The sequence below is a fragment of the Acetobacterium sp. genome, assembly GCF_041752335.1.
In the GTDB taxonomy this organism is placed as follows: Bacteria; Bacillota; Clostridia; order Eubacteriales; family Eubacteriaceae; genus Acetobacterium.
The window spans coordinates 15,004-38,587 of record NZ_JBGSHG010000115.1 but is presented as its reverse complement, the minus strand read 5'-3'; the positions used below and the strand labels follow the sequence as shown (position 1 = coordinate 38,587).

Sequence of the window (23,584 nt, the reverse complement as noted above, 5' to 3'; positions counted from 1 at the left end):
ACTCAAGCCTCGTTGAGACAGTCGTATTGATGTCAAGGGTGGAGAAATAAAACTAAAATAAATGTATAAAACTAGGGGTTCTACGCGTTTTGCTGATTTCCAAAACGTGCAGAACCCTTTATAAAATAGCACTTAGAAGAAACAACTCAAATGGTTTGAGCGAATCCAATAATAAGTCATTTTAATCTCAGGAGGTATTGAAAATGGAGAGAATTGCGGTCCTATATGCAACCAAAACAAAACACTCAAAAAAGCTTGCGGAAGTAATCGGCTCGGCTTTAAAGGTTAAAGCCAAAAACATAACGGAAAATCCGACCTTACATGATATCGACTTACTTTTCATCGTTGGTGGCATTTATGGCGGAGCCAGTATGCCGGAACTATTGACATTTATTAAGGAGATGGAAGCGCCCGCACTCACACACACAGTGCTGGTAACCAGCTGTGCCTCAGGAAAACAGCGGCAGGACGCAGTGCGAAGAATCCTCGAAGAAAAGGGGATTAGCGTACTGGACGAGTTTGTTTGTAAGGGAGCCATCTTATTTGTATCGTTAACTCACCCAAACGCTAAGGATTTACAAGCAGCAACCGACTTTGCTCTGGAAATTGTGAGACCGAACTCGTAATTTAACCAAAACTCGAGCAAGACTGATGGGGATCCAAATTAAAACATCAAAATAGCGGGGTGATCACATGGCTACAATCATCACAATTTATTCTCTACTGGTAGTAGGCTTGATTGCTTCGTTGATGAAAAACAAAGAAAAAACTAAAAAAGCATTCAAAATTGCTGGTAAAGCATTTCTCAAGTCCGCTCCCAGTTTGTTGACTGTGCTTGGCATCGTGGGCTTGACGCTAGGAATTTTGACACCCGAAACAATCACAAAAATTGTCGGTTCAGAAGCCGGATTTACAGCAACAATTTTTGCGTCCGTTATATGATTAAGATTAATAAGATTGGAAATGGGGTTATTATCCATGAGCAAAAATAGCAGTTTACTGTTTAATTTAATCGCACCCATCTATGGTTTGTTTTATGACATGCAAAAAAGCCGCTATGGTACAGTCATTGATAATGTTTCAGATGTGCTGGATCTGACTTTATATGATACTGTTCTCGATGTTGGTTGCGGAACAGGTGCCCTGTGTTCTGTCCTTAAAGAGAAAGGCTTAGCGGTTACAGGGATTGATCCAGCCGATAAAATGTTAAGGATTGCCAAAAGACAACCGGAAAACAAAGCAATCACATTCATTCAAGCGAATGTACTTGAGTCGCTGCCGTTTGAAAACAAAACATTTGATATATCGATCGCCTCCTATGTAGCCCATGGATTGCAAAATAATGAAAGAAAAAAGATGTATGCTGAAATGAGTCGGGTAAGCAAAAGCAAAGTAATAATCTATGACTACAATCAAAAACGAGGATTGCTGACTTCTATAATCGAATGGCTCGAACGTGGTGATTACTTCCACTTTATCAAGGTGGCTAAAGAAGAGATGGAGCAGTGCGTTTTTGAAATGAACGAGTGTTTTTCAGAGGTTAAGGTTGTTGACGTTGATGCCAAAGCTGCCTGGTATATATGCACTCCGATTTAAATTTTCGCTTTTAACACCTTCGATTTAGTTTCTTAATAAGCTTAATTTACTACATACAGCCCCTTTCTTTATATGATGGATATGTTTCCGGTGAGAAAGTAGCATGGGTTTAATTTATTAGAAGGGCGTTTTCCGGCTAATCCGTTTAAGTGGATTAACCGGAAAAACGCCCCTTTTTTGAGATTTGAATTAAAACTGATATTAGCGTACTAGCCAACGATGATTCAATATCATGATTTATGATTATATGAAACAAAAATACTGAATTGTACGAAATATTAACGACTAAATCATTTTTTTGTTTAAAATGAATAAATAAGTGTATAAAAAACAGGGAAAAGGCCCTTACTACGTTGACATGCAGGCTAGCGTTATCAGGTGAAGCTTCCGGTCTTTAAAATACTGAGCATATTTAATCAGAAAGGGCGTAAGAATTTATTTTACGGTAAACATAAAAATAGATTCAAAAATCCGATGGGCGTGAGGTGACGAATGTGACTAAAAATTTCGAAAACGAACCGATGATTGAAGTTTACATTTATGAAACAAATCAAAATCTGGAACAGCTGGAGCAGGTTATTATTTGCAGCGAAAAAAGCGGTGGCTTTAGCCCTGATGATATTAGTGAGATTTTCCGGTTTATGCATACGATCAAAGGGTCTTCGGCAATGATGCTGTTTGACAACATCGAAAAGGTGGCCCATGCGGTGGAGGATATTTTTTATTTTATCCGGGAGCAAAAACCCGAAGGTCTGGATTTTTCGGCGGTATCGGATCTGGTCTTGGAATGTGTGGATTTTATTAAAGCCGAAATCAATAAAATCACCAATGGAAATGATGCCGACGGTGACCCGGCTTTTCTGATGGACTCCTTAAAATATTTTCTCGATGAGTTGCGGCAGATCTTTGGCGATGAAGATAAGCAAAACCGCGTCCAGCAAAAAAAGCAGCAGTATTATATTCCCCAGGAAAAAAGACAAGACCTGTCAGCTGTTGATGCTCAGGACTGTCAAGAGCGCCGGTCTGAAGTGGCTGGTTCCTGCTATCAGGCGATTATTCGATATGAAGACGATTGCACGATGGAGAACATCCGGGCTTACACCCTGGTGTTTGGGTTGGCGGAGCTGGCGGAAGAGGTCTACTATCTGCCGGCGGATATTGCTGAAAATCCTGAAACCGCCGCTTATATCCGGGAAAACGGCTTTGAAATTTATTTTAGAACCGAGTTGGGCTATGAAGAAATCAAAGCTCATTTTGAAAACATTATCTATATCGAACAGCTGTTATTTCAGGAGGTTGAAGATGAACGACTGAATCCATTCCGCCGCGAACAGAATGTGGTTCAGCCAATCGAGACTTTCGCCCTGCCGGACCAGGAGCGCTGCACGCCAGTCACCCCCACCGCAGCCATAACTTTTTCTGATGAAACCCCCAAAAACAGCCCCACTGCGGCACAAAAAATGATCAGTGTCAACGTCGACAAGCTGGATAATCTGATGAACCTGGTGGGGGAACTGATGATTACCGAATCAATGGTCACCCAGTGCCCGGAAGTGGAAGCCATCCAGTCGGAAAACTTTCACAAGGCGTCCATCGAGCTCCATAAGATTACCGCCGAGCTCCAGGATATGGTGATGACCATCCGGATGGTCCCGCTATCTACCACCTTTGTCAAAATGAACCGGATTGTCCGGGATATGTGTAAAAAGCTGCACCGGGAAGTGGTGCTGGATCTTTATGGTGAAGAAACCGAAGTGGATAAGAATATCATTGAACATATCTCCGATCCGCTGATGCACATTATCCGCAATGCCATTGATCATGGTATTGAAAGTGAGGATGAACGGCTGGTCAAGGGTAAGGAAAAAGCCGGCCATATCGTTTTGGAGGCCAAAAATGTCGGCAGTGATGTGCTGATTGTCATCAAGGATGACGGCCGGGGACTCAACAAAGCCCGGATCCTCGAAAAAGCCCGAAAAAATGATCTGTTGACCAAACCAGAGGAAGAAATAAGCGATCGGGAAATTTTTAAATTGATCCTGCTGCCGGGGTTTTCCACCAAGGAAAGTATTACCGAATTTTCCGGCCGGGGGGTGGGTATGGATGTGGTTACCAAAAATCTGGAAGAAGTGGGTGGCACGGTGCTGGTTGACAGTGAAATAGACCGGGGTACCACCATTACTCTAAAAATACCGCTGACCCTGGCAATCGTGGAAGGGATGAATATCCGAGTGGGAAAATCCCGGTATACGATTCCGATCACCACCATTTCTGAATCTTTCCGACCAGCTCAAAAAGACTGCCTGATGGACCCGGACAATAACGAAATGGTAATGATCCGGGGACAATGTTTCCCGATCCTGAGACTCCACCAACACTACCACATCAAAAACGCCGAAACTGATCTGACCAAGGGCATTCTGATTATGGTGGAACAGGATGAAAAGGTGATTTGCGTTTTTGCCGACGAACTGCTGGGGCAACAGCAGGTGGTGGTCAAAGCCCTGCCCAATTATGTCAATGCGATGAAAAAAATCCTCGGACTGGCCGGCTGCACCCTCCTTCCCGATGGCAGCATCAGCCTGATCATGGATATCAGCGGCCTCACCGGCTTGCGGGTGCAGTAGCAGCATTATAACTAATTAATTGCATCGAAAGGAGTTGTACGATGATCAAAGAAGTGACCGAAGAAATTGATCAGGACGATGATCAGCAAGGGATGTATCTAACCTTTGAGCTGGCCAATGATTATTATGGCTTGTGGATCGGTTATGTCACCGAGATCATTGGCATCCTGCCCTTTACCGAAGTGCCCGAACTGCCGGCCTATGTCCGGGGAATCTTCAACCTTCGCGGTCGAATTATTCCGTTAATGGATATGCGGCTGCGGTTTCAAAAAAAATTTGTGGAGTATGATGAAAGGTCCTGTGTGATTGTCATCGATGTGGCCGAAAACACCGTGGGACTGATTGTGGACAGTGTTTCTGAGGTGATTACCTTTTCCGAAGCGGATATTATTGAACAGCCGATGCTCAGCTCCGGGGTCTCCAACCAGTTTATCAAAAGTATCGGTAAAGTGAATAATGAAATCAAACTGCTGCTCGACTGCGACAAGTTATTATCCAATCAGGAAATTCAGCTATTAATGAATGAGAAAGAAGAGAGGTAAAGGGATGAAATGGTTTTATAATTTAAAAATTGGAACAAAATTGATTCTCGGTTTTGTTGTAGTCGCCTTGATTGCCGGTGGAATTGGAGTGATGGGCGTCATCAATATCCAGGCGGTGGACCGGCAGGATACCTATCTCTATGAAAAAATGACCGTGCCCCTGGGCGAACTGATTTTTATCACCGACGCCTATAAGGAGATTACCAATGATCTGGATGCCATTATTTTATCCGGCAACGCCGATGAAATTTCTCGGCTGGAAGCCAATATTCAGGAACAGAATACAATCTTTGATACCAATATGCAAAGCTTTCAGACAACCCTGATCTCTGAAGAAGGGGTCACACTGGTGGCCAGCGCCATTGCCCAAAAAGACAAGATGAATCTGGCCGCAGCCGCGATTATTGCTCTGGTCAAACAGGGCAAACAGGTGGAGGCCATTGCCCTGATGAAAAACGGTGACTATTCCAGCGCCACCACCCAGATGGAAGGTGATATTGCCCGGATGATCGAAATCAAATTCCAGGTAGCCGAAGAAACCGCCGCCGGGAATACCGCCATTGCCAGTTCATCGACCTTTATGACGATTGTCTTAATTGTGATTGGGATGATCCTGTCGATTCTTTTAGGTGTCTTTATTGCGGCAACCATAAAAAAACCGGTGTACAAAATGGTGGACGCCTCCAAACGGATGGCTGACGGCGATCTTGATGTGGCTATCGATATCAGTACCCGGGATGAGATGGGCGAACTGGCCGGGGCCTTCAATCGCATGGCTGCCAATATCAACCAGGTGATGGTCAATATTAACGAAGCTACCGAACAGGTTGCCTCGGGTTCCCGACAGGTATCTGATTCCAGCATTTCCCTGTCCCAGGGCGCCACTGAACAAGCCAGTTCCATCGAAGAACTGACGGCCTCCATCGAAGAAATCGCCTCCCAGACCCGGCTTAATGCCGATAATGCCGATCAGGCCAATCAGCTGGCGGAAGATACCAAAGAGAATGCCAACCAGGGTAACAGCCGGATGCAGCAGATGCTGGGTTCGATGGAAGATATCAGCGAATCTTCTCATAACATCTCCAAGATCATCAAGGTGATTGATGAAATTGCCTTCCAAACCAATATCCTGGCTCTGAATGCCGCAGTTGAAGCGGCTAAAGCCGGTCAGAATGGCAAAGGTTTTGCCGTAGTTGCCGTGGAAGTCCGAAACCTGGCGGCCCGTTCCGCCAGCGCCGCCAAAGAAACCACTGCCTTGATCGAAGGCTCCATTAAAAAGGTCGAAGGCGGTACCAAAATTGCCAACGAAACTGCCGCAGCACTCGTCCGCATTGTCGATTCCATCGAAAAAGTTTATGGCCTGGTTACAAATATTTCAGTGGCCTCCAATGAACAGGCCATCGGGGTGGAACAGATCAACCAGGGCATTACTCAGATTGCCAATGTGGTCCAGGCCACCTCGGCCACCTCCGAGGAAACCGCCGCGGCCAGCGAACAACTGGCCAGCCAGGCAGAAATGCTGAAAGAACAGGTCTCCCGGTTTAAACTAAAACGGGGCGGCTTTATGGGCACCGAAAACTATGAAAATATGACCCCGGAAATGATGCGGATGTTTGAGAACATGAAGGAACAAAACCGTCAGGCCGTGAAGAAGCGAAGTGGTCAAAGCAGTCATGTGCCGGCCGCCAAAACCATCTTTCTCAGTGATGTGAGTATGGCAAGTATTAATTAGCTGATCAGTAATTTTTGAAATTACCTAAATTTATTTACCTGGAGAATTCTGATGGATGAAATGAGACAGCATATTGAAAATAAGGATAAAGCCTGGCTGGTGTCAACCCTGAATAGCGCCGGTGATGCGATCATGACCTGTGAGATCGATGATCGACTGGACTTTGCCAACGCCGAAGCCCTGAAGATTCTGGGTTTGAAATTATCTGACATTCTGGGTAAACCCTTTAGGGATGTCTTTAAACTATACCGGGACGGCCAGGAAGATCGGATCCAACTCTGGACCGATGGGAAAAAGGACGAACTTAAAAAAGGCGTGGGTTTGCCCCAACGATCCTACTACTTAAAACCAGATGGCAGTAAATGCTATCTTTCTGCCCATTTATCCCCGCTTTTATCAGAAAGCGGGGAATATATGGGCAAGGTGGTGGTTTTTAGGGATATTTCCAGAATCATTGAAGCAGAAAAAAACATCAAAAAAGAACGAAATAACTTAAAATTGATGTTTGATCTGCTGCCAACCAGTATGCTGGTTATTGATGACAGGCTGATCATCAATCGGGTTAACCGGGCTTTTCTCAAAACATTTAACCTCAAAGAAACCGGCGTTATCAGCAAGGTTTTTGGTGATGCCCTGGGATGTGTTTTTTGTGATAATGGGGGTTGCGGTTATTCTTTGGATTGTTCATTCTGCCAGTTTCGAAGAATTGTCACCGGCGTTCTGGAAAGCAAAAAAATGGTCCGGGACAGGTCCATCAAGGTATGTTTTAAAAATGGCCTCAGCGACGAAACCCGCTTTTTAAATCTCAGCGTTTTGCCGATCATCACCGCCAAACATTCCGAGTACATCATTACCATGGAAGATATCACTGAGCAGGTCTATTATGAAAAAGGCTTAAAAGAAGCCCGGGAATCCAGTCTTTTGATTTTAGACAGCTTACCGGTAATGATCTATCGCATCGACCGCGAACAGCAGTGTGATTTTATCAATCAGACTTTCAAAGCTTTTATGAATATCTCCCGGGAATCTTTTCTGGAAGACTTGCGCAGTCATATGAAAAAAGCAGATCACGATCGTTTTATTGAACTCCTGAACAGTTCCCTCAGTGAAAAATTCAACTTTAACATGGAATTGGAATTGTTGGCCCCGAACAATACCTACCGGATCTTCCGGGGGATGGGACGGCCTTACTATGGTAAAAATCAGGAATACGCCGGAATGATCGGTCTGTTTCTGGATATTCATGATGAGCGCTTTGCCGAAGAACTTTTTATCAAAAGCCAAAAAAAATATTTTTCCCTGTTCAAATATATGGACAGCAGTATTTCCTATTTCAAAGCTCTGTATGATGATAATTATAACCTGATTGATGCCGAATTGGTGGAAATGAATCGGGCCACCGAAAAATTATATGGGATTCAGCGGGATGAGGTGATTGGCCATAAATTATCAGAAATGGGCTTTCTCGAAACTGAAGAAAGCCAGGGGCTTTTCAATCGCTTCCAGGAAGTTCTCGCCCGGGGTGAAAACATTCATCTGGAGGAATATTATATGATCCGCTTGAAAAAATGGGTGGAAAGCTCCATTTACAGTCCGGAAACTGGTTATATTGCGGTACTGTCATCGGATATGGATATGAAGAAAAAAACCGAAATAAAGCTAAAAGAAGCCATTACCCGATCGGAAGAAGCCAATCGAGCTAAAAGTGAATTTCTGGCCAACATGAGCCATGAAATCCGCACCCCGCTAAACGGAATTGTCGGGATGATCGATCTGACTGCTCTGGAACCACTGTCTGAAGAACAGCAGGATAATCTGAGAACGGCCAAAGGCTGTGTCGCCTCGCTGATCGGGATCATCAATGATATTTTGGATTTTGCCAAAATTGAAGCCGGTAAACTGATGATTAATCCCATGAGTTTTAACCTTCTTGATCTTATCGAATCCACGATCAAAACCCATAAAAAACATGCTCTGGAAAAATACCTCGAGATGTCGGTTATTTATGAACCGCTGATTTCCAATTATGTCATTGGTGACAGCATGCGGCTTAAACAGATTATCAACAATCTGGTCAGTAATGCGATTAAATTTACCAATCAAGGCTCGGTTAAAATCACGATCAGTCAGGAATTACTGCCCGACAAAACCGATGAGGTGATCCAGAAGATTTCCATCACCGATACCGGGATTGGCATCGATGTAAAAAATCACTCGATGCTATTTAAAAGTTTTTCCCAGATTGATGGTTCTTATACCCGGGAATATGGAGGGACGGGCTTAGGTTTAGTGATTACCAAACAGCTTTTGGAAATGATGGGGGGCAGTGTGACCTTCACCAGTCAATTGGGGGTCGGGAGTACCTTTTCTATTTTTCTGCCCATGACGATCACGAAAAAACCCGGGGAAACGGCAGCAGATTCGAACGGAGAAGTCAATTTTTCCGGAAGTCAGGTGCTGCTGGTTGAAGATGACCGGGTCAATCAGATCGTCATCAGCAAAATGCTTGAAAGTTTTGGCGTCACGGTTGATATGGCCGGAAATGGCTTAGAAGGCGTTCAGGCAGCTTCAAAAAAAGTCTATGATATCATTCTCATGGATGTGCAGATGCCGGTGATGGATGGGATTAAAGCCACGCAGATGATCAAAGGAGTCGAGAGTCAAGAAGAGCCCGCTTTTAATCCTAAAGAACCGGAAATTTCGTTGAATCAGCTAACCCCGATAATCGCGTTGACAGCTTTTGCCCTCAAAGGCGATGAAGCCATTTTTAAGGCCAGCGGGATGGATGGTTATTTATCCAAGCCTCTGGATCGCCACCAGATGCAGATGTTTTTAAAAAAACATCTTGACCAGCGGGAAAAAAAAGAATCACAACTGTACCAGGAAATGATTCACATATTTTATGATCCTGATCAGAAAGCGAGCAAATCCGGATCGAGAGAAAATGCTGCGCTGGATGAAAAAGATAAATGCGAAGTCAATCAGAAAATTGACAGCCTGTACCGGCTTTTGGATCAGGAAAATCTCATTATGATGGAATTCATTGCCCATCAGCTGAAAGGGGTATTTGAAAAAATGAATGCCGAAGAATTAAAGAATCTGGTTTTCAAAATGGAACTGGAAATCAGAAAAGACCGGATCGAAAAGGTGCCTGAGTATTTAAAGCGCATCAAAGAAGTCTGGCTGCTGATGACTGCTGGTAATGATGGGGAGAATTGAGATGAAACGAATTTTAATTGTGGAAGACGATATGGTCAGCCGAAAATTTCTATCTAAATTCTTGAGCCGATACGGGGATTGCGATCTGGTGGTGGATGGTTTGGAAGCCATCGATGCCTATCTTCTGACACTCAAAGATGGGCTGCCCTATGATTTAATCTGTCTGGATGTAATGATGCCAAAAATCGACGGCATCCGGGTTTTAAAAACCGTCCGGGATCTGGAAAGGCAAAATGGTATCGCCGAAAATGAAGCATGTAAGATTATCATCACCACCGTTCTGGGAGAAACCCAGATTGTTCAGACGGCCTTTGACTATGGCTGTAATGCCTATGCATCAAAACCCATTGATATGACAAAACTGACGGCTGTGCTGGAAAAATTTGGTTTTATTGAAGCGATGGTTTAATCATAATGCGATAATTTTTAGAAAAAGAGCCGCGGAAAAAACCGCAATCTCAGTGGAGACTGCGGTTTAATTTTTTAGAGGGTTTTAGCATAGGTACCAATTTTTTTATCCATCGTTGAAATATGCTTGGTCAGCCAATCAACGATCATCTGATTGGCATTGATAATCAGGGTAATATTTCCGCCGGATTGTTGGTAGTCTGCTTTAAGTTTTGCCAGTTCTTCAATAAAATTTTTGTGTAATCGCTTTTGCTCGGCGATTTCGGGATAGTTAATTTTTGTCATATAAGCTTCTTCGTCTCTGAAATGTTGTTTGGTATAGTCGTCAAGAAAATCAAACATCTGAGCAATGACTTCCTTGGACTTTCCGCTTTTGCCGGCCTCAAAAAGTTGATCCGCTTTTTCAAACCAGATTTTATGTTGTGAATCAATGTTTTCAACACCGACTGATAAAGCTGGGGTCCATACAATTGCCATATTCATTCTCCATTCTAAATTAGATTTATTCTATTATAGACTTTTTTCAAGCCGCTGACAAGCAAATTATTGACTTAGCCCATAAAACCGGGCAATCCCCAGTAAAATTGAGTATTTACTTTAACCGCTGGCTGGGTTAAACTAATCTAAGAATTCACTTTTTTCTGCCATTTCAGGCGACGGGTGAAGTGTTGATAACTGGATTGAGGAAGTGGAAAAATGATTCAAATCACCGAAAAAGAATTTGCCATGTTGACGGAATATATCCACAGCGAATTTGGCATTGAATTAAAAAAAGAAAAGCAACTCCTGCTCATGGGCCGGCTGCATAAGCTGCTCGTGGAGCTGGGCTTTGATAGCTTTACCGACTATTATAAGTATCTGATTTCAGATAAAACCGGGGAAGCCAGTTCGGTGCTGATTGATAAGGTTTCAACTAACCATACATTTTTCATGCGCGAGCCGGAGCATTTTGAATTTTTCAAAAATACCGTCCTGCCCTATCTCAAGAAAAAAAAGGAAGCTGAGAACAATCGGGATATTCGACTATGGTGCGCGGCCAGCTCCACCGGAGAAGAACCTTATACCTTGGCAATGATTATGACGGAGTTTTTCGGATCGGACTCTCATCATTGGGACAAAAAGCTGTTGGCGACGGATATCTCGAATAAGGTTCTGGATACCGCCAAAAAAGGAATTTATGACAAGGACCGGATCCAGTCCCTGCCTCCCAACTGGAAACTGAGATATTTTCAGAATTACGACAGCAGCCAGGTGATGGTTGTGGATGAGATCAAAAAAGAAGTGATCTATCGGCGTTTTAATCTGATGACACCGACCTTTGTTTTCAAGAAAAAGTTTGATGTCATTTTCTGCCGAAATGTGATGATCTATTTTGATCAGGCGACTAAGGACCGGCTGGTGGAGAAGATGTATAATCATATGGTACCTGGCGGTTATCTGTTCATCGGTCATGCAGAATCCCTTAATTTAAAGCAGACCAAGTATAAATTTATTATGCCGGCTGTCTATCAAAAGCCATTTTAAGTTGCATACTCGTATGCATCGACACACATGCTGAAAGCGATACCAAGATAAGGAGGAATCGGTTATGGAACACAATAAAACAGCTACAGGGAATCAAACTAAAAAGAAGTATCGGATCGCCGATCGTTTTTTACCAACTTCAGGGGCGCTTGAGTGGCCGCTCTTTTTTACCATTGTCCGACGCGTCTTACCGAAGCCGAAGACCGTCAAAGAACTGACTGAAGAGGGGCTGTTAAGCGTTTATGCACCAGTCGGAGTGCTGGTTGATCAACTGGGAAATATTCGCTATGTTCATGGACATACCGGCTTGTTTCTTGAGCCGGCCCAGGGTTATACCGGGGTCAATAATGTCCTGAAAATGGCCCGCAAAAAATTGCGCCGCGATTTGAATACCACCCTGTATCATGCGGTGACCAGTCGATCCGCAGTGAATTCACCCATCGTCTCCATAAAACGTAACGGGGAAACCATGGGGCTTATGATTCGGGTGATTCCACTACTGAAACAAGCGTCCCTGGGACAGGTTGAAGATTTTTATCTGCTTATTTTTGAACCGCAACCGGGTCAGAAAGAAGCCCCGGCAATGGATGTCAACCGCAGTAAAACCCCTGAGCCGTTACCGGTCAGTCCTGAGCTGATAGCGCTCAATCAAGAAATTAATTCAAAAACTGCGGAACTCTCGAGTATCAATACCGAGCTGGAAAATACCCGAATGGAACTGGAGATTTCCAGAAATAAACTCCACGCGGTCAAAGCCACAATAAACGGATCCGAAACAGAATTACAAGTCCTGGTGGAAAAAATACAGGATTCAAAAGATGAACTGGAAATTATCGGCGAAGAATTGCTGGTCGCCAAAAATGAACTTGAAGCTAACCTGGCTGGATCGGAAACCATCACTCTGGATCGGCTGCCGATCCGTGAGGAACTGGACAACATTAAGAATGATTTGCTGATCGCTAATCAGGCCCTGGAAGAAAAAAGAGAAATGCTGGAAGAATTGGACTCGATTGATAAAACTCCTTCTTCGGAACGATCCATTTTTGATCAGAATGAAGTTTTAGAACTGGATACGGCAAAACCAATCGATGAAGAGACTACCTTTGAGATCAATGAAGCGGTAGCAGAGGAGCCAGAAAGCTGGGATTATCAACAAGAACAGGACCCCTTTAGTGCCGACCTTCCTGCTTCTGTAGTCAATGAAAACGAGATAGGGTATTTCTCAAAAACTGAACCAAAACCGTATGCCCCCCAAAGTCGGGTTCTCAGTTTTGGGAATGAACCCGATCCCGTTGATTTGATAGTGGATAAAACAGAATTGCTTTTTAAAGACGCCGCCGCATTTCAGGCCGCGGCAAGCCATGGATACCGTCATGACAATGAGATCAAAGCTGTTTATATCCCTGAGGGCGTCGAGGTCATCAAACGGAGTATGTTTTACAAATGCACCCAATTGGAGACCGCGACCTTTCCCAGCACCCTGAAAGCAATTGAAGATTTTGCCTTCTATGGCTGTGAAGCCTTGAAGACAATCGACCTGGATAAGTGCAAGGTGTTGGAAATCATTGGTACCTCCGCCTTTGAAGGCTGCAAATCAATGACTGGACTCGTTATTCCCGAAGCCGTGATCAACATCGAAGAAGCGGCATTTCTTGGCTGTCAGGAGCTCGAAGCGGTGGAATTTTATGGCAACAGTCAACTGGAAGTTTTAGGCAGCCATGTTTTTAAGGACTGCGTTCAGATAAAAAAAATCATTCTGCCGGATCAGCTAAAGCATATCGGGATCAGCTGTTTTTATGGCTGTCAAAACCTGATCGAGATTCACCTGCCCAAAGAATTAGAGACCGTGGGCGAATATGCCTTCTTTGGCTGTAATGCCCTGGAAGAAATCGGATTTTCTAATAAAAAAATACTCAAACAACCCGGTTTTTCAGTGGGGTTTCCTGAAGGCGTTAAACTCTAGTCTGCAAAAATCGATTTAAACGACGATCTTTTTTGACAAAGGTAAAAGATAACCGTAAATTATTAGACATTTTAATCGATAAGATATGATGTTTCAAAATTTACAGGTGAAAAAAGTAGAATCTTAACGATGGAAATGTTACAATGTATAAAGTGTTCCCAGAATATTTGGGAAAATTTTGATTGAATCTAAGATTAAAATAATTTTGGAGGTTGAGGCTTAGTGAGTAAAAATATGAGCGTCGTTAATATTGATACAATTAATGCAGATAATAGAAAAAAGCTTGAAGAACAGTCATTTGAAGAAGCCGTACTAGCTTTAACTGAAAAGCTGGAGTTGGCCAATAGTCTGCTGACGACCATTCTTGAGACAACCCATGAATTTCTGGTTTTTGGACTGGATCGGGAATACCGATACCTGAGCTTTAATAATCGCCATCAAGCCATGGCAAAAGAACATTGGGGCGCTAATATCGCCATCGGAACCCGAATCCTGGATATCATCGACAGCAATGAAGAACGTGAAAATTTAAAGGGTTTTTTTGACCGCGTCCTGGCCGGTGAGCAGTTTTCTTCCATCGAAGAGTATGAAAGTGAAAACGGAAATGTAGTGGTCGGAAAAAATCATTGGGCACCGATTCGGAAAAACGATGGTGAAATCATCGGCATCGTTTGTTTCATCCAGGATGTCACCGAAAATAAGAATTTTATCAAAGATATGCTTAAAGAAAAAAACAGCCTGGATCAGAACATGGAATCCTTATCTTTTTATGATCAACTGACCGGGGTATTTAATCGCCGATTCTATGAAAAAGAATTAGTCCGAATGGATGAAGAGCAGTATTATCCATTATCGATCATTTTCATGAATATTAATGGCATGTCCAAGATCAATAACGAGTATGGTCATGCGGTGGGTGATATTTTAATGCGAAAAGCCGTTCAGGTTATCAAATACGGGGTTCGGGGCGATGATGTGGTGGCCCGGTACGAAGGCGATGAATTTGTCGTTCTGATGCCAAGAACCGAAGGAGCCAAGGTTGAACGGGCCCTGGAACGATTTAAAAAGTGCATGGACGAGGTCAAGGTACAATCGATAAAACTATCGGTCTCTTTCGGTTTTTATACCAAGTATGACGAAACCGACAAAACAGAGGCTGTTATCAAAACAGCGCAAAGACAACTGGAGCGAAAAAAAGAAATAGATGATATTTAGACCGTTAAGCAATAGTCAGACGAAAATTTAACATCCCATTTAAAAAAGTAAACTCTTATACAACCGATTACTGTTCGTATTAATGCGTGCGTGGCCCTGGGCTATCGCACGCTTTTTTATTTCATAAGAACCGTGACTGTCAATTGATAAATACCAAAGTGAATTTCTAAGAATATTCTATGCAAAATAATATGCATTATAGTTGCTAGATATTGATTATTTTGCATCTTACTGTTAAAATAATAGCAACCAATTGAAAACGGCATGACAACCGGTCAGGATAACCATACAGGCTTGATAAAAAAATAGAGTCTGATCTCAGCAACAATGCGTAGCCGTAATATAAAGACGGAGGAAAAAATGAGCCAGGATATCGGTAATGTATTAAAAGACATGATCAAAGAAAAGAATATGACAAATTTTTCGCTCGCTAAAGAAGTTGGGGTGGACCGCTCAACTTTCCAGCATTTTTTGTCTGGCAAACGCCGGCTGAATCTGGAAGATCTGCAGAAAATTATGGTCGCTCTAAACCTGAGTAAAGATAAAAAAAAGCAGTTATACACCCTTTATGAAAATGAATATGATGACCGGGAAGTATTAAATAACAGTCAGGATATCTTTTCGCTTTATGGGGAAATCTGCAATCTTACAAGTCCAAAAAAAAATTGGGTCGAACCCGAAGAATATCTGGTAAAAAACCAACTAGTTTCGGAAAAAGCCCGGATTATCAAGGGTCAGGTAAAAATTGAGGGGATTATCCGCAGCTGTTTTATGGAAGAAATGGGCAGAAGTGAAAATGCTCACGTGATTATGTCGATCAATTTCAAGCATTATTTTCTCTATGAATTGATCATGCGGATCAATGACCAAAATCAGGGTGGAAAAATCCAAAATATCATTCCCTTAGTCAATAAGAAAAAACTGGGAAACAATCTGGATATTTTAAAAACAGTTCTAATTTTAAAAAGCTTGAATAATATTGATTACGAACCCTATTATTTTTATTCAGGTACCAAAATATATGACGATATCAGTATCATCGTTCCCAATTATTTCATCACTTCCAAACAGGTAATCACCATTGACAGGGATTTTGAGAGCGCTATTATTTATGAAGATCCGGAAATACTGGATTACTATCGCAACAAATCTCAATCCATTCTCAATAAATGCGCTCCATTTGTGGAAAAAGAACCGATGAAATGGGCAGATTACCCACTGCCGTCATTTGAAAAAATTAAAAAAAATAATATTGCTGAGAAATATATAGCCTTTGATCAGCTTGAAACTCTCCTCGACAGGACGACCGTTTCCGGTGAAAAAATTGGCACGTTAAGTGAGCTCCAGCTGCTGGAAAAAGGTAATGTTCGTATCGCCGATGTTTTTGTACTGAGAGATGGACTGATTATCGGAGCTAAAAATTTAAGTATCCGATATCTGGTCAATCAGGAACAAGTTGAATTTATCCTGGTTAATGAGATGAACCAGAGCATGCAGAAACTCACCATTAATGAAATAGGCATTGTGATCGTGTTCAGGGAGTTTTTTAATTACCTGCCGCGCAGTGTCCATGTTTGTTCACCTGAAGAAATAAAGAATAGCATGCGCAATATCCGCAGTGTTACCGACGGAATGGAAAATAATTAATTAGCGCTTGACAAAACAATATATTCAATATAAAATACTCAACGTAGAGTATTGGAGGTGTATGAATTGACACGAGTACTAGTTCTGGGACTACTTGATGTCCAACCCATGTCCGGCTATGATATCCAGCAGATGCTGCGAATATCTGATGCGGAACGATGGGGTGGAGTACTCATCGGTTCCATTTATCATGCATTAAAAAAAATGGAAAAAGAAGGTCTGGTCGTTATTGAAAGCATCGAACAAACCGGACACCGGCAAAAAGCGATTTATAAAATAACTGCGACGGGGAGAGAACATTTAACCCAATTAGTGGGGGATTCTCTGGAGAACTCATCGGTCAATTATCCCTCGACCCTGTACTCCGGCTTGTCTTTTATTGAAAAAGTATCCCCGGAAAAAGCTCTGGCGGCACTGAACAATCAACTCGTGGCACTGGATCAAGAATACGAAGCCCTCGAAAGCGGGTTTCGTCTTAAAGATATCGCCATGCATCAGAACATTCCGCCAATGACGAAGCTGATCTTTGACAATATGTACGCAATTGTCAATCAGCAAAGATCTTTTGTTGAAAATGCCATAAAATTGCTGGAAGCTCAGTAGTCAAACAATTATTTTTTTCTCCCTCATCCGTGAGGGAGAAAAAAATAATTGTATACTCAACAATGAATATACAAAGATAAACAAGGAGGCTAAAATGAATCTTATTGAAGGAAAAAAACTGGTCAAAAGTTTTAACAACAAAAAGGTGATTCAGGAGATTGATTTCGAAATTAAACAGGGTGAGATCCTGGCTCTTATTGGTCCCAATGGGGTGGGGAAATCCACCACTATCGCGATGCTACTTGGTATATTAGCGCCTGATGCCGGCTCCATTTCTTATTGGCGGGACGATTATAAAGCGCATATCGGCGCTCAGCTCCAGAGCACCCCTTTTTTTGAGGGGTATTCAGCCAAAGAAAACCTCAGATTATTCGGTGCCTTGTATCTCACCAATCTCAGCGATCAGGAAATTGATCAAAAGCTGGCCGATTGTCATTTGGAGTGCGCCGGAAAAACCCCGGCTTTTAAGCTGTCCATCGGTCAGCAAAAACGTCTGGCCATCGGAGTTACCACTGTTCATCACCCCGAATTGGTTGTTCTGGATGAACCAACCGCCGGATTGGATCCCCGTTCCCGACATGAAATCAAAGAAATGATTGGTAGCCTGGCTAAAAACAATCAGACCGTGCTGTTTTCTTCCCATGATATGGAGGAAGTGGAAAAACTGGCAGATCGGCTGATTTTCATGAACCATGGAAAAATAATGGATCAGGGACAACCGGGAGCACTGATAAAAAAATATCAGGTCGAAAATTTGGAAATGCTCTATTTAAAACTCACCGAAAAGAATTAAGGAGAAAAACAATGAATACAATCTTCAGCCTTTCACTCAAAGCTGCTGCCCGGGAACCGTTTTTGCTGTTCTGGTCCATTCTCATGCCGATGGGCGGAACTCTGATATTGGGGTCTCTGATTGGCAACCCTGATTATTCCATTAAAATTACAACCGGAATGATGGCCATGGGGATATTATTTTATGCCTTTACCACCACCGTTTTTTCGCTGCTGAGCCAAAGAAGGCGGGGTGTTTATCAATTATTAAAAGTAACACCGCTGTCGTTATCGCGTTATATCATCAGTGTATCTGGCGCCTGGACTCTGGTTTCGCTGATCTGTGCGATGTTGGTTCTGTCAGTTGGCTCGATCTTTTTCCATCTCGACCTGACCATTGCCAGCGTTGCGCGGATCGGAATTATCTGTGTTCTCGGTGCCATGGGATATGTTTTTTTAAGTTTCTTTATTTCCGGATTATGCAAAACTGAAGCGCAAACCAGTATTGCCACCAATCTGATTACCATGCCCTTATTGCTCGGCAGTGAGGCCTTCTATTCGCTGGATGCAGCGCCTTCGTGGGTTAAAACGATTGTTTTTGTAAATCCCTTTCAGTGGCTGCTTAATGGTCTGCGCAGTGGGATCAGCGGTAATATTCACAATTGGTCGATCAGTTTGGTGGCATTAGTCGTTTTTCTGGGCGCAACCTTAGTTCTGGCCATAGGCTCATTTAAATCAACTGATCAATAAAAATCTGCAAAAATCCAAAATAGTTCTTGACGTTATTAAATTGCGGTATATAATAATTGTATACAATCTAATAACGCAAAGGATATTATAAAATGAGTTTATATGATATTAACGTAAAAGATGCCAGCGGCCTGGATGTTTCCATGAAAGATTACCAAGACAAGGTGCTGCTGATTGTAAATACCGCCACCGGCTGCGGTCTAACCCCCCAATATGAAGGACTCCAGGATCTTTATGATAAATACCAGGATCAGGGGTTTGAAATCCTTGATTTCCCCAGTAATCAATTTGCCAACCAGGCCCCGGGAACCGATGGTGAAATAAAAAGCTTCTGCGAAACCCGTTTTGGCGTAACCTTTAAAATTTTTCATAAAATCGATGTCAATGGTGATAATGCTGATCCACTGTTTACCTACCTCAAGAAAGAAAAGGGTGGGATGCTGGGTTCCAACATCAAATGGAATTTCACTAAATTTTTAATTAACAATAAGGGGGATGTAATCAAACGATTTGCACCGACGGATGTTCCTGAAAAAATCGAAAATGCTATAAAAAAATTATTAAGCGAATAATCTTCCCAGTGAAAAAATTGCCTGCAATAAAATTGTGAGGTATAATGATTTATAAATTTTTTCAAAGGAGTGATTGACTTGAACAATGAACAACTAAAACTGGAAAACCAATTGTGTTTTCCCCTTTATGCCAGTGCCAAAGAGGTAGTTAAACGCTATAAACCCTATTTGGATGAAATCGGATTGACCTATACCCAATATATCGCCATGATGGTTTTGTGGGAACACAAAACCATCAACGTAAAAACATTGGGAGAATATCTGTATCTCGATTCTGGAACGCTGACCCCCTTATTGAAACGTCTGGAATCGGCTGGATTTATTGAACGAAATCGGGATTTAAATGATGAGCGCAATGTGATTATCAGACTGACTTCAGCAGGTGAGGCACTACAAGGTCCAGCTAGTCTGATACCTGACAAAATAAAGCAATGCCTGTCGATCACCCAAGAAGAAGCAATCACCCTGTATCGATTATTATATAAGATATTGGGTAAAAAGTAAGAGACACAGTGTTTAACTCCTGCTAATTTCATTCTTTGTGTCTGGTTTTATCCAATCATGTGGTTAAAGAAAGAGGTGGAAAAACGGAGTCCTTTTTACGGTATGATGCAATGGTAAGACAAATATTATGAATTGAGATGTCCAGTTAATCTAATTGGACATTTTTCTGTATTCACCTTTTGTACAAAATATGTTTGGCAAAACTAAAATAACGAAACTATTTCCTTGATTAATGAATTAGAATGTGGTAATGTGTACTTAACTAGCAATTAGAAACTAAATAGAGGAGGAAAATGCCTTGGCTCTTCAAGAGGTTAAGCGGTTTATGCAATATTTGAGTGAAAATCGCAAAGCGTTGGCTGACTATAATAAAAAACTGCAGGAAAGCAGTTGTTTTATATTCACAGAACCAACATTTGTATCAACGGGATACTATGTATCACCAATGATTCCGGAATCGATTGAGGATGAATTACTTCTTGAAATTATAGAATTAGACGAAAGATCCGCAAGAAAATTGGAACGGCTCCGTTCCGAGAAGGGAGAAGAATATAATCTCAAAGATTGTCTTGTTAGAAAGTTCAATACAATGACAACTGGTAAAAAAACTCAAAAAGAGCGGATCCTGACACATGAAGAAAACAAACGCCATCGGCTATTCCAGAAACTTGCTGCGTGGGCCCAGGAGGATGGGTTCGATATTTCACCGGATGATCTTCTTTATTTTATCGGGAAGGCGGTCTTAGCAGTGATCGCTGAACATCCGGATTATGATGAAAATCAAATCTTTGAGTCAATTGTCAATGACTTTTTTTAAGTTGTTTGAATTCAAGCAAGTCGGTGTCAGAATTATTAAGTGTATAAAAAACATCATATAAACAAAAGTTAAGTAAAAAATTACGCTTGACATATTAGAAAAGTCTAATATAATGATATGAGGCTGTTAATTTTATGTCAACACAAGGAGAATTTTTCATGGAAATGGATTTAAAAGATCATGAGGTTACGGCAGAAATTCTAAAAGCTCTTGGACATCCGGTTCGGCTTTGTATTACCAAAGGGCTGATCGCAAAAGGGCGATGTAATGTTTCCTATATGGAAGAGTGTCTTGAAGTTTCCCAGTCAGGCGTCTCTCAGCATTTATCCAAGCTAAAAAATGCGGGGATAGTTAAAGGCTTTCGGACAGGTAATGAAATTTATTATGAAGTGATCAGTAAACCGGCCAAAAATATTATTCAGGCATTGTACGGAGAGGATAATTTATGAAAAAGATATTAATTGTTGGCGGCGTCGCCGGTGGTGCGACAGCTGCGGCACGTTTGCGTCGTTTAAGTGAAGATGATGAGATCATCCTGTTTGAACGGGATGAGTACATTTCATTTGCCAATTGCGGATTGCCTTATTACATCGGTGATGTCATTAAGGATCGGCAAAAATTATTAGTACAGACAGTTGAGGGGATGTCCAAACGTTATAATCTGGATATTCGAAATTTCAGTGAAGTGATTGCCATTTATCCCGGTTCAAAAACGGTGGATGTCAAAAATCATCGAACTGGCGAAATCTATACCGAAACCTATGACAAGCTGATCTTATCACCCGGTGCAAAACCGATTACACCATCGATTCCCGGGTTATCAGAAGCAGATAATGTTCTGACATTACGAAATATTCCCGATACCGATAAAATCAAAGCGATTGTTGATAAGGGCAATGTCGGACGGGCAGTTGTTATTGGCGGTGGTTTTATTGGGATCGAAATGGCTGAGAATTTCCAGGAACTGGGAATTAATGTCACCCTGGTTGAAAAAATGAATCAGGTTTTAAAACCACTTGATTTCGAAATGGCGCAATTGGTTCATCAGGAAATTAATGCCAATTGTGTTAACCTGATTTTAGAAGATGGCGTTGATCATTTCCAGAAACAGGGCCGAGAAGTCGTTTTAGAAAGTGGCCTTGTTTTAGAAGCTGACCTGGTGATTCTTGCCATTGGCGTTGTACCAGAAAATGGTTTGGCGAAGAATGCCAAACTGAAATGTGGACCCCGGGGCCATATTATCACCACCGAGAATTATGAAGTCGTTTGCGCAGAAGAAGATGCAATCTGTCCCGATATCTTTGCCATTGGGGACGTGATTGAAGTCAAAGATTTTGTAACTGAAACCCCAACAGCAATTCCACTGGCATGGCCTGCCAATCGCCAAGGGGTGATTGTTGCTGATTATATCAATGGCGTCACAACCAAAAATTCTGGGATTCAGGGAACCGCAGTCGCTAAAGTTTTTAATAAAGTCATTGCTTCAACGGGCAATAATGCAGCGCAATTGGATATGAAAAAAATTGACTATCAAATTGTCGTTGCCCATCGTGCCAATCATGCGGGATATTATCCGAATTCAACCAATATCGCTTTAAAACTTCTTTATGATCCCAAAACGCTTAAAATTTTAGGCGCTCAGGCGGTTGGACAAGAAGGAACCGAAAAAAGAATTGATGTGATTTCCGCGGCAATGAAGATGGAAGCCACCGTTTTGGATCTGCGGGACTTTGAATTATGTTATGCGCCACCGTTTTCATCTGCCAAAGATCCGGTTAATATTTTAGGCTATATCGCCAATAACATTCAACAAGGGATTTATAGAACCGTTGAATGGTTTGAAATCGATGAAATTGTCGAAAAAGGCGGATTTTTACTGGATGTCCGAACACCCATGGAGTTCAGTGCCGGAGCCATTAAAGGTGCCGTTAATATTGAACTGGACACATTAAGAGATCATATTGATGATATTTCAATATCGAAGGATATGCCCATTTACGTAACCTGTCAAGTAGGACAGCGGGCTTACCTGGCCATCCGTATTTTGAAAGGTCACGGCTTTACAAATATTCACAATTTGTCTGGCGGTTACAGTACTTATAAATCATCCCAGTATCAGGTTTCTCAACCAGACTTTACAGTTGGTGTCTGCATTCCAGAAGTAAATGACACGAACTTTGATAACATTGACCAGGGTGGAGATTTAATTAATGCGATCCAAAAAGTAGTTGATGTGACGGGACTGCAATGTCCAGGCCCATTAATGGCAACATACAATGCGATCCAAGAGGCTAGTCCTGGAGATCTAGTCAAAATAATCGCTACTGACTTTGGTTTTGTCAGCGATATTAAAAACTGGTGTAAAACCAATGGCCATGTTTTAGTCTCTCAGGATAAAGAGGGTAATAGCTATATCAGCGTTATTCGAAAAGGAAAAACAGGCGAAACCTGCAGTCTGATGCCAGCTGTCTCGACTCAGAAAAATGCCACGCTGGTGGTCTTCAGCGGTGAACTGGACAAGGTATTGGCATCCATGATTATTGCCCAGGGCGCAGCTGCCCAGGGTAAAAACGTCACCCTGTTCTTCACTTTCTGGGGACTGAATGCGCTCAGAAAAAGGGACGGAAAAGGTCGCAACAAGACCTTTGTTGAAAAAATGTTTGGTGCGATGATGCCAAAAGGCGCTGAAAAACTGCCGCTATCGATGATGAATATGTTTGGCGCAGGCCCAGCAATGATTAAAGGCATTATGAAAAAGAAAAATGTCGATGATCTGGATACGATGATCAAAAAAGCACAAAAAGCCGGCGTTCATTTTATCGCCTGTACTATGAGTATGGAACTGATGGGAATTAAGGAAGAAGAACTGATCGACGGGGTCGAATTTGCCGGTGTAGGAAGCTATATTGCCAGCAATGAAAATGCCGGGACAACCCTATTTGTATAAAAAGGAATTGTATTAATCCAACCATTTTATAACTAAAAATAAGCAGGCTGTTGCAGAATTGTAGTTTCTGTCACAGCCTGTTTACATAGCTTAATCAAACCTTTATTTCATGACAATCATGACTGAGAAGCTTTGCTTTCATTTGTA

General features: G+C 42.2%; 21 protein-coding genes. 20 read left to right on the top strand and 1 reads right to left on the bottom strand.

What is annotated here, in order from left to right:
• Positions 1-203: 203 nt before the first annotated feature.
• From ACEW8F_RS13930 to ACEW8F_RS13895, 8 genes are all read left to right on the top strand, one after another.
• Positions 204-626, top strand: a complete 423-nt coding sequence (locus ACEW8F_RS13930) for a flavodoxin domain-containing protein (RefSeq protein ID WP_373484072.1) — start codon at positions 204-206, stop codon at positions 624-626.
• Between the two features lie 67 nt (positions 627-693).
• Positions 694-942 carry a hypothetical protein gene (locus tag ACEW8F_RS13925; RefSeq protein ID WP_373484071.1) on the top strand — a complete coding sequence of 83 codons (249 nt, stop codon included), beginning with the start codon at positions 694-696 and terminating at the stop codon, positions 940-942.
• A 36-nt stretch (positions 943-978) separates the two neighbouring features.
• Positions 979-1,596 carry a class I SAM-dependent methyltransferase gene (locus tag ACEW8F_RS13920; protein WP_373484070.1) on the top strand — a complete coding sequence of 206 codons (618 nt, stop codon included), beginning with the start codon at positions 979-981 and terminating at the stop codon, positions 1,594-1,596.
• Between the two features lie 494 nt (positions 1,597-2,090).
• Positions 2,091-4,223: a chemotaxis protein CheW gene (locus tag ACEW8F_RS13915; RefSeq protein ID WP_373484069.1), complete on the top strand. Its 2,133-nt coding sequence runs from the start codon at positions 2,091-2,093 to the stop codon at positions 4,221-4,223.
• A gap of 41 nt (positions 4,224-4,264) precedes the next feature.
• Positions 4,265-4,765 carry a chemotaxis protein CheW gene (locus tag ACEW8F_RS13910; RefSeq protein WP_373484068.1) on the top strand — a complete coding sequence of 167 codons (501 nt, stop codon included), beginning with the start codon at positions 4,265-4,267 and terminating at the stop codon, positions 4,763-4,765.
• Positions 4,766-4,769: 4 nt separating this feature from the next.
• Entirely contained in the window at positions 4,770-6,497 is a 1,728-nt protein-coding gene (locus tag ACEW8F_RS13905; protein ID WP_373484067.1) for a methyl-accepting chemotaxis protein, read from the top strand.
• Between the two features lie 51 nt (positions 6,498-6,548).
• Positions 6,549-9,716, top strand: a complete 3,168-nt coding sequence (locus ACEW8F_RS13900; protein WP_373484066.1) for an ATP-binding protein — start codon at positions 6,549-6,551, stop codon at positions 9,714-9,716.
• A 1-nt stretch (position 9,717) separates the two neighbouring features.
• The gene (locus ACEW8F_RS13895) at positions 9,718-10,125 is read left to right on the top strand and encodes a response regulator (RefSeq protein WP_373484065.1); all 408 of its coding nucleotides are present in this window, start codon (positions 9,718-9,720) and stop codon (positions 10,123-10,125) included.
• A 74-nt stretch (positions 10,126-10,199) separates the two neighbouring features.
• Here the strand turns inward: ACEW8F_RS13895 and ACEW8F_RS13890 are convergent, their stop codons facing one another.
• Positions 10,200-10,601, bottom strand: coding sequence for a bacteriohemerythrin (locus tag ACEW8F_RS13890; protein WP_373484064.1), 402 nt, complete (start codon positions 10,599-10,601; stop codon positions 10,200-10,202).
• A gap of 219 nt (positions 10,602-10,820) precedes the next feature.
• On the opposite strand from ACEW8F_RS13890, the gene ACEW8F_RS13885 reads away from it, so the two are divergent.
• The 12 genes from ACEW8F_RS13885 to ACEW8F_RS13830 all read left to right on the top strand — a co-directional run bounded on the left by ACEW8F_RS13885 (position 10,821) and on the right by ACEW8F_RS13830 (position 23,437).
• On the top strand, positions 10,821-11,648 hold the full coding sequence (locus ACEW8F_RS13885) for a protein-glutamate O-methyltransferase CheR (protein WP_373484063.1): 828 nt from the start codon (positions 10,821-10,823) through the stop codon (positions 11,646-11,648).
• Positions 11,649-11,712: 64 nt separating this feature from the next.
• Positions 11,713-13,611 carry a leucine-rich repeat protein gene (locus ACEW8F_RS13880; RefSeq protein ID WP_373484062.1) on the top strand — a complete coding sequence of 633 codons (1,899 nt, stop codon included), beginning with the start codon at positions 11,713-11,715 and terminating at the stop codon, positions 13,609-13,611.
• Between the two features lie 222 nt (positions 13,612-13,833).
• A complete protein-coding gene (locus ACEW8F_RS13875) occupies positions 13,834-14,826 on the top strand; it encodes a diguanylate cyclase (RefSeq protein WP_373484061.1) in 993 nt (330 codons plus the stop codon).
• Positions 14,827-15,186: 360 nt separating this feature from the next.
• On the top strand, positions 15,187-16,473 hold the full coding sequence (locus ACEW8F_RS13870) for a helix-turn-helix transcriptional regulator (protein WP_373484060.1): 1,287 nt from the start codon (positions 15,187-15,189) through the stop codon (positions 16,471-16,473).
• 57 nt (positions 16,474-16,530) lie between these two features.
• The gene (locus tag ACEW8F_RS13865) at positions 16,531-17,076 is read left to right on the top strand and encodes a PadR family transcriptional regulator (RefSeq protein ID WP_373484059.1); all 546 of its coding nucleotides are present in this window, start codon (positions 16,531-16,533) and stop codon (positions 17,074-17,076) included.
• 94 nt (positions 17,077-17,170) lie between these two features.
• Positions 17,171-17,869, top strand: coding sequence for an ABC transporter ATP-binding protein (locus ACEW8F_RS13860; protein ID WP_373484058.1), 699 nt, complete (start codon positions 17,171-17,173; stop codon positions 17,867-17,869).
• A gap of 11 nt (positions 17,870-17,880) precedes the next feature.
• Complete coding sequence (locus tag ACEW8F_RS13855) at positions 17,881-18,597, top strand: ABC transporter permease (protein ID WP_373484057.1); 717 nt, start codon at positions 17,881-17,883, stop codon at positions 18,595-18,597.
• A gap of 92 nt (positions 18,598-18,689) precedes the next feature.
• The gene (locus ACEW8F_RS13850; protein ID WP_373484056.1) at positions 18,690-19,169 is read left to right on the top strand and encodes a glutathione peroxidase; all 480 of its coding nucleotides are present in this window, start codon (positions 18,690-18,692) and stop codon (positions 19,167-19,169) included.
• Between the two features lie 78 nt (positions 19,170-19,247).
• A complete protein-coding gene (locus ACEW8F_RS13845; RefSeq protein WP_373484055.1) occupies positions 19,248-19,673 on the top strand; it encodes a MarR family winged helix-turn-helix transcriptional regulator in 426 nt (141 codons plus the stop codon).
• Positions 19,674-19,971: 298 nt separating this feature from the next.
• Positions 19,972-20,490 carry a hypothetical protein gene (locus tag ACEW8F_RS13840; protein WP_373484054.1) on the top strand — a complete coding sequence of 173 codons (519 nt, stop codon included), beginning with the start codon at positions 19,972-19,974 and terminating at the stop codon, positions 20,488-20,490.
• Positions 20,491-20,648: 158 nt separating this feature from the next.
• Complete coding sequence (locus ACEW8F_RS13835; protein ID WP_373484053.1) at positions 20,649-20,939, top strand: ArsR/SmtB family transcription factor; 291 nt, start codon at positions 20,649-20,651, stop codon at positions 20,937-20,939.
• Positions 20,936-23,437 (top strand): CoA-disulfide reductase, encoded by a 2,502-nt coding sequence (locus tag ACEW8F_RS13830; protein WP_373484052.1) that lies wholly within the window; start codon positions 20,936-20,938, stop codon positions 23,435-23,437. The genes ACEW8F_RS13835 and ACEW8F_RS13830 overlap by 4 nt, the downstream gene beginning before the upstream one ends.
• Positions 23,438-23,584 lie beyond the last annotated feature (147 nt).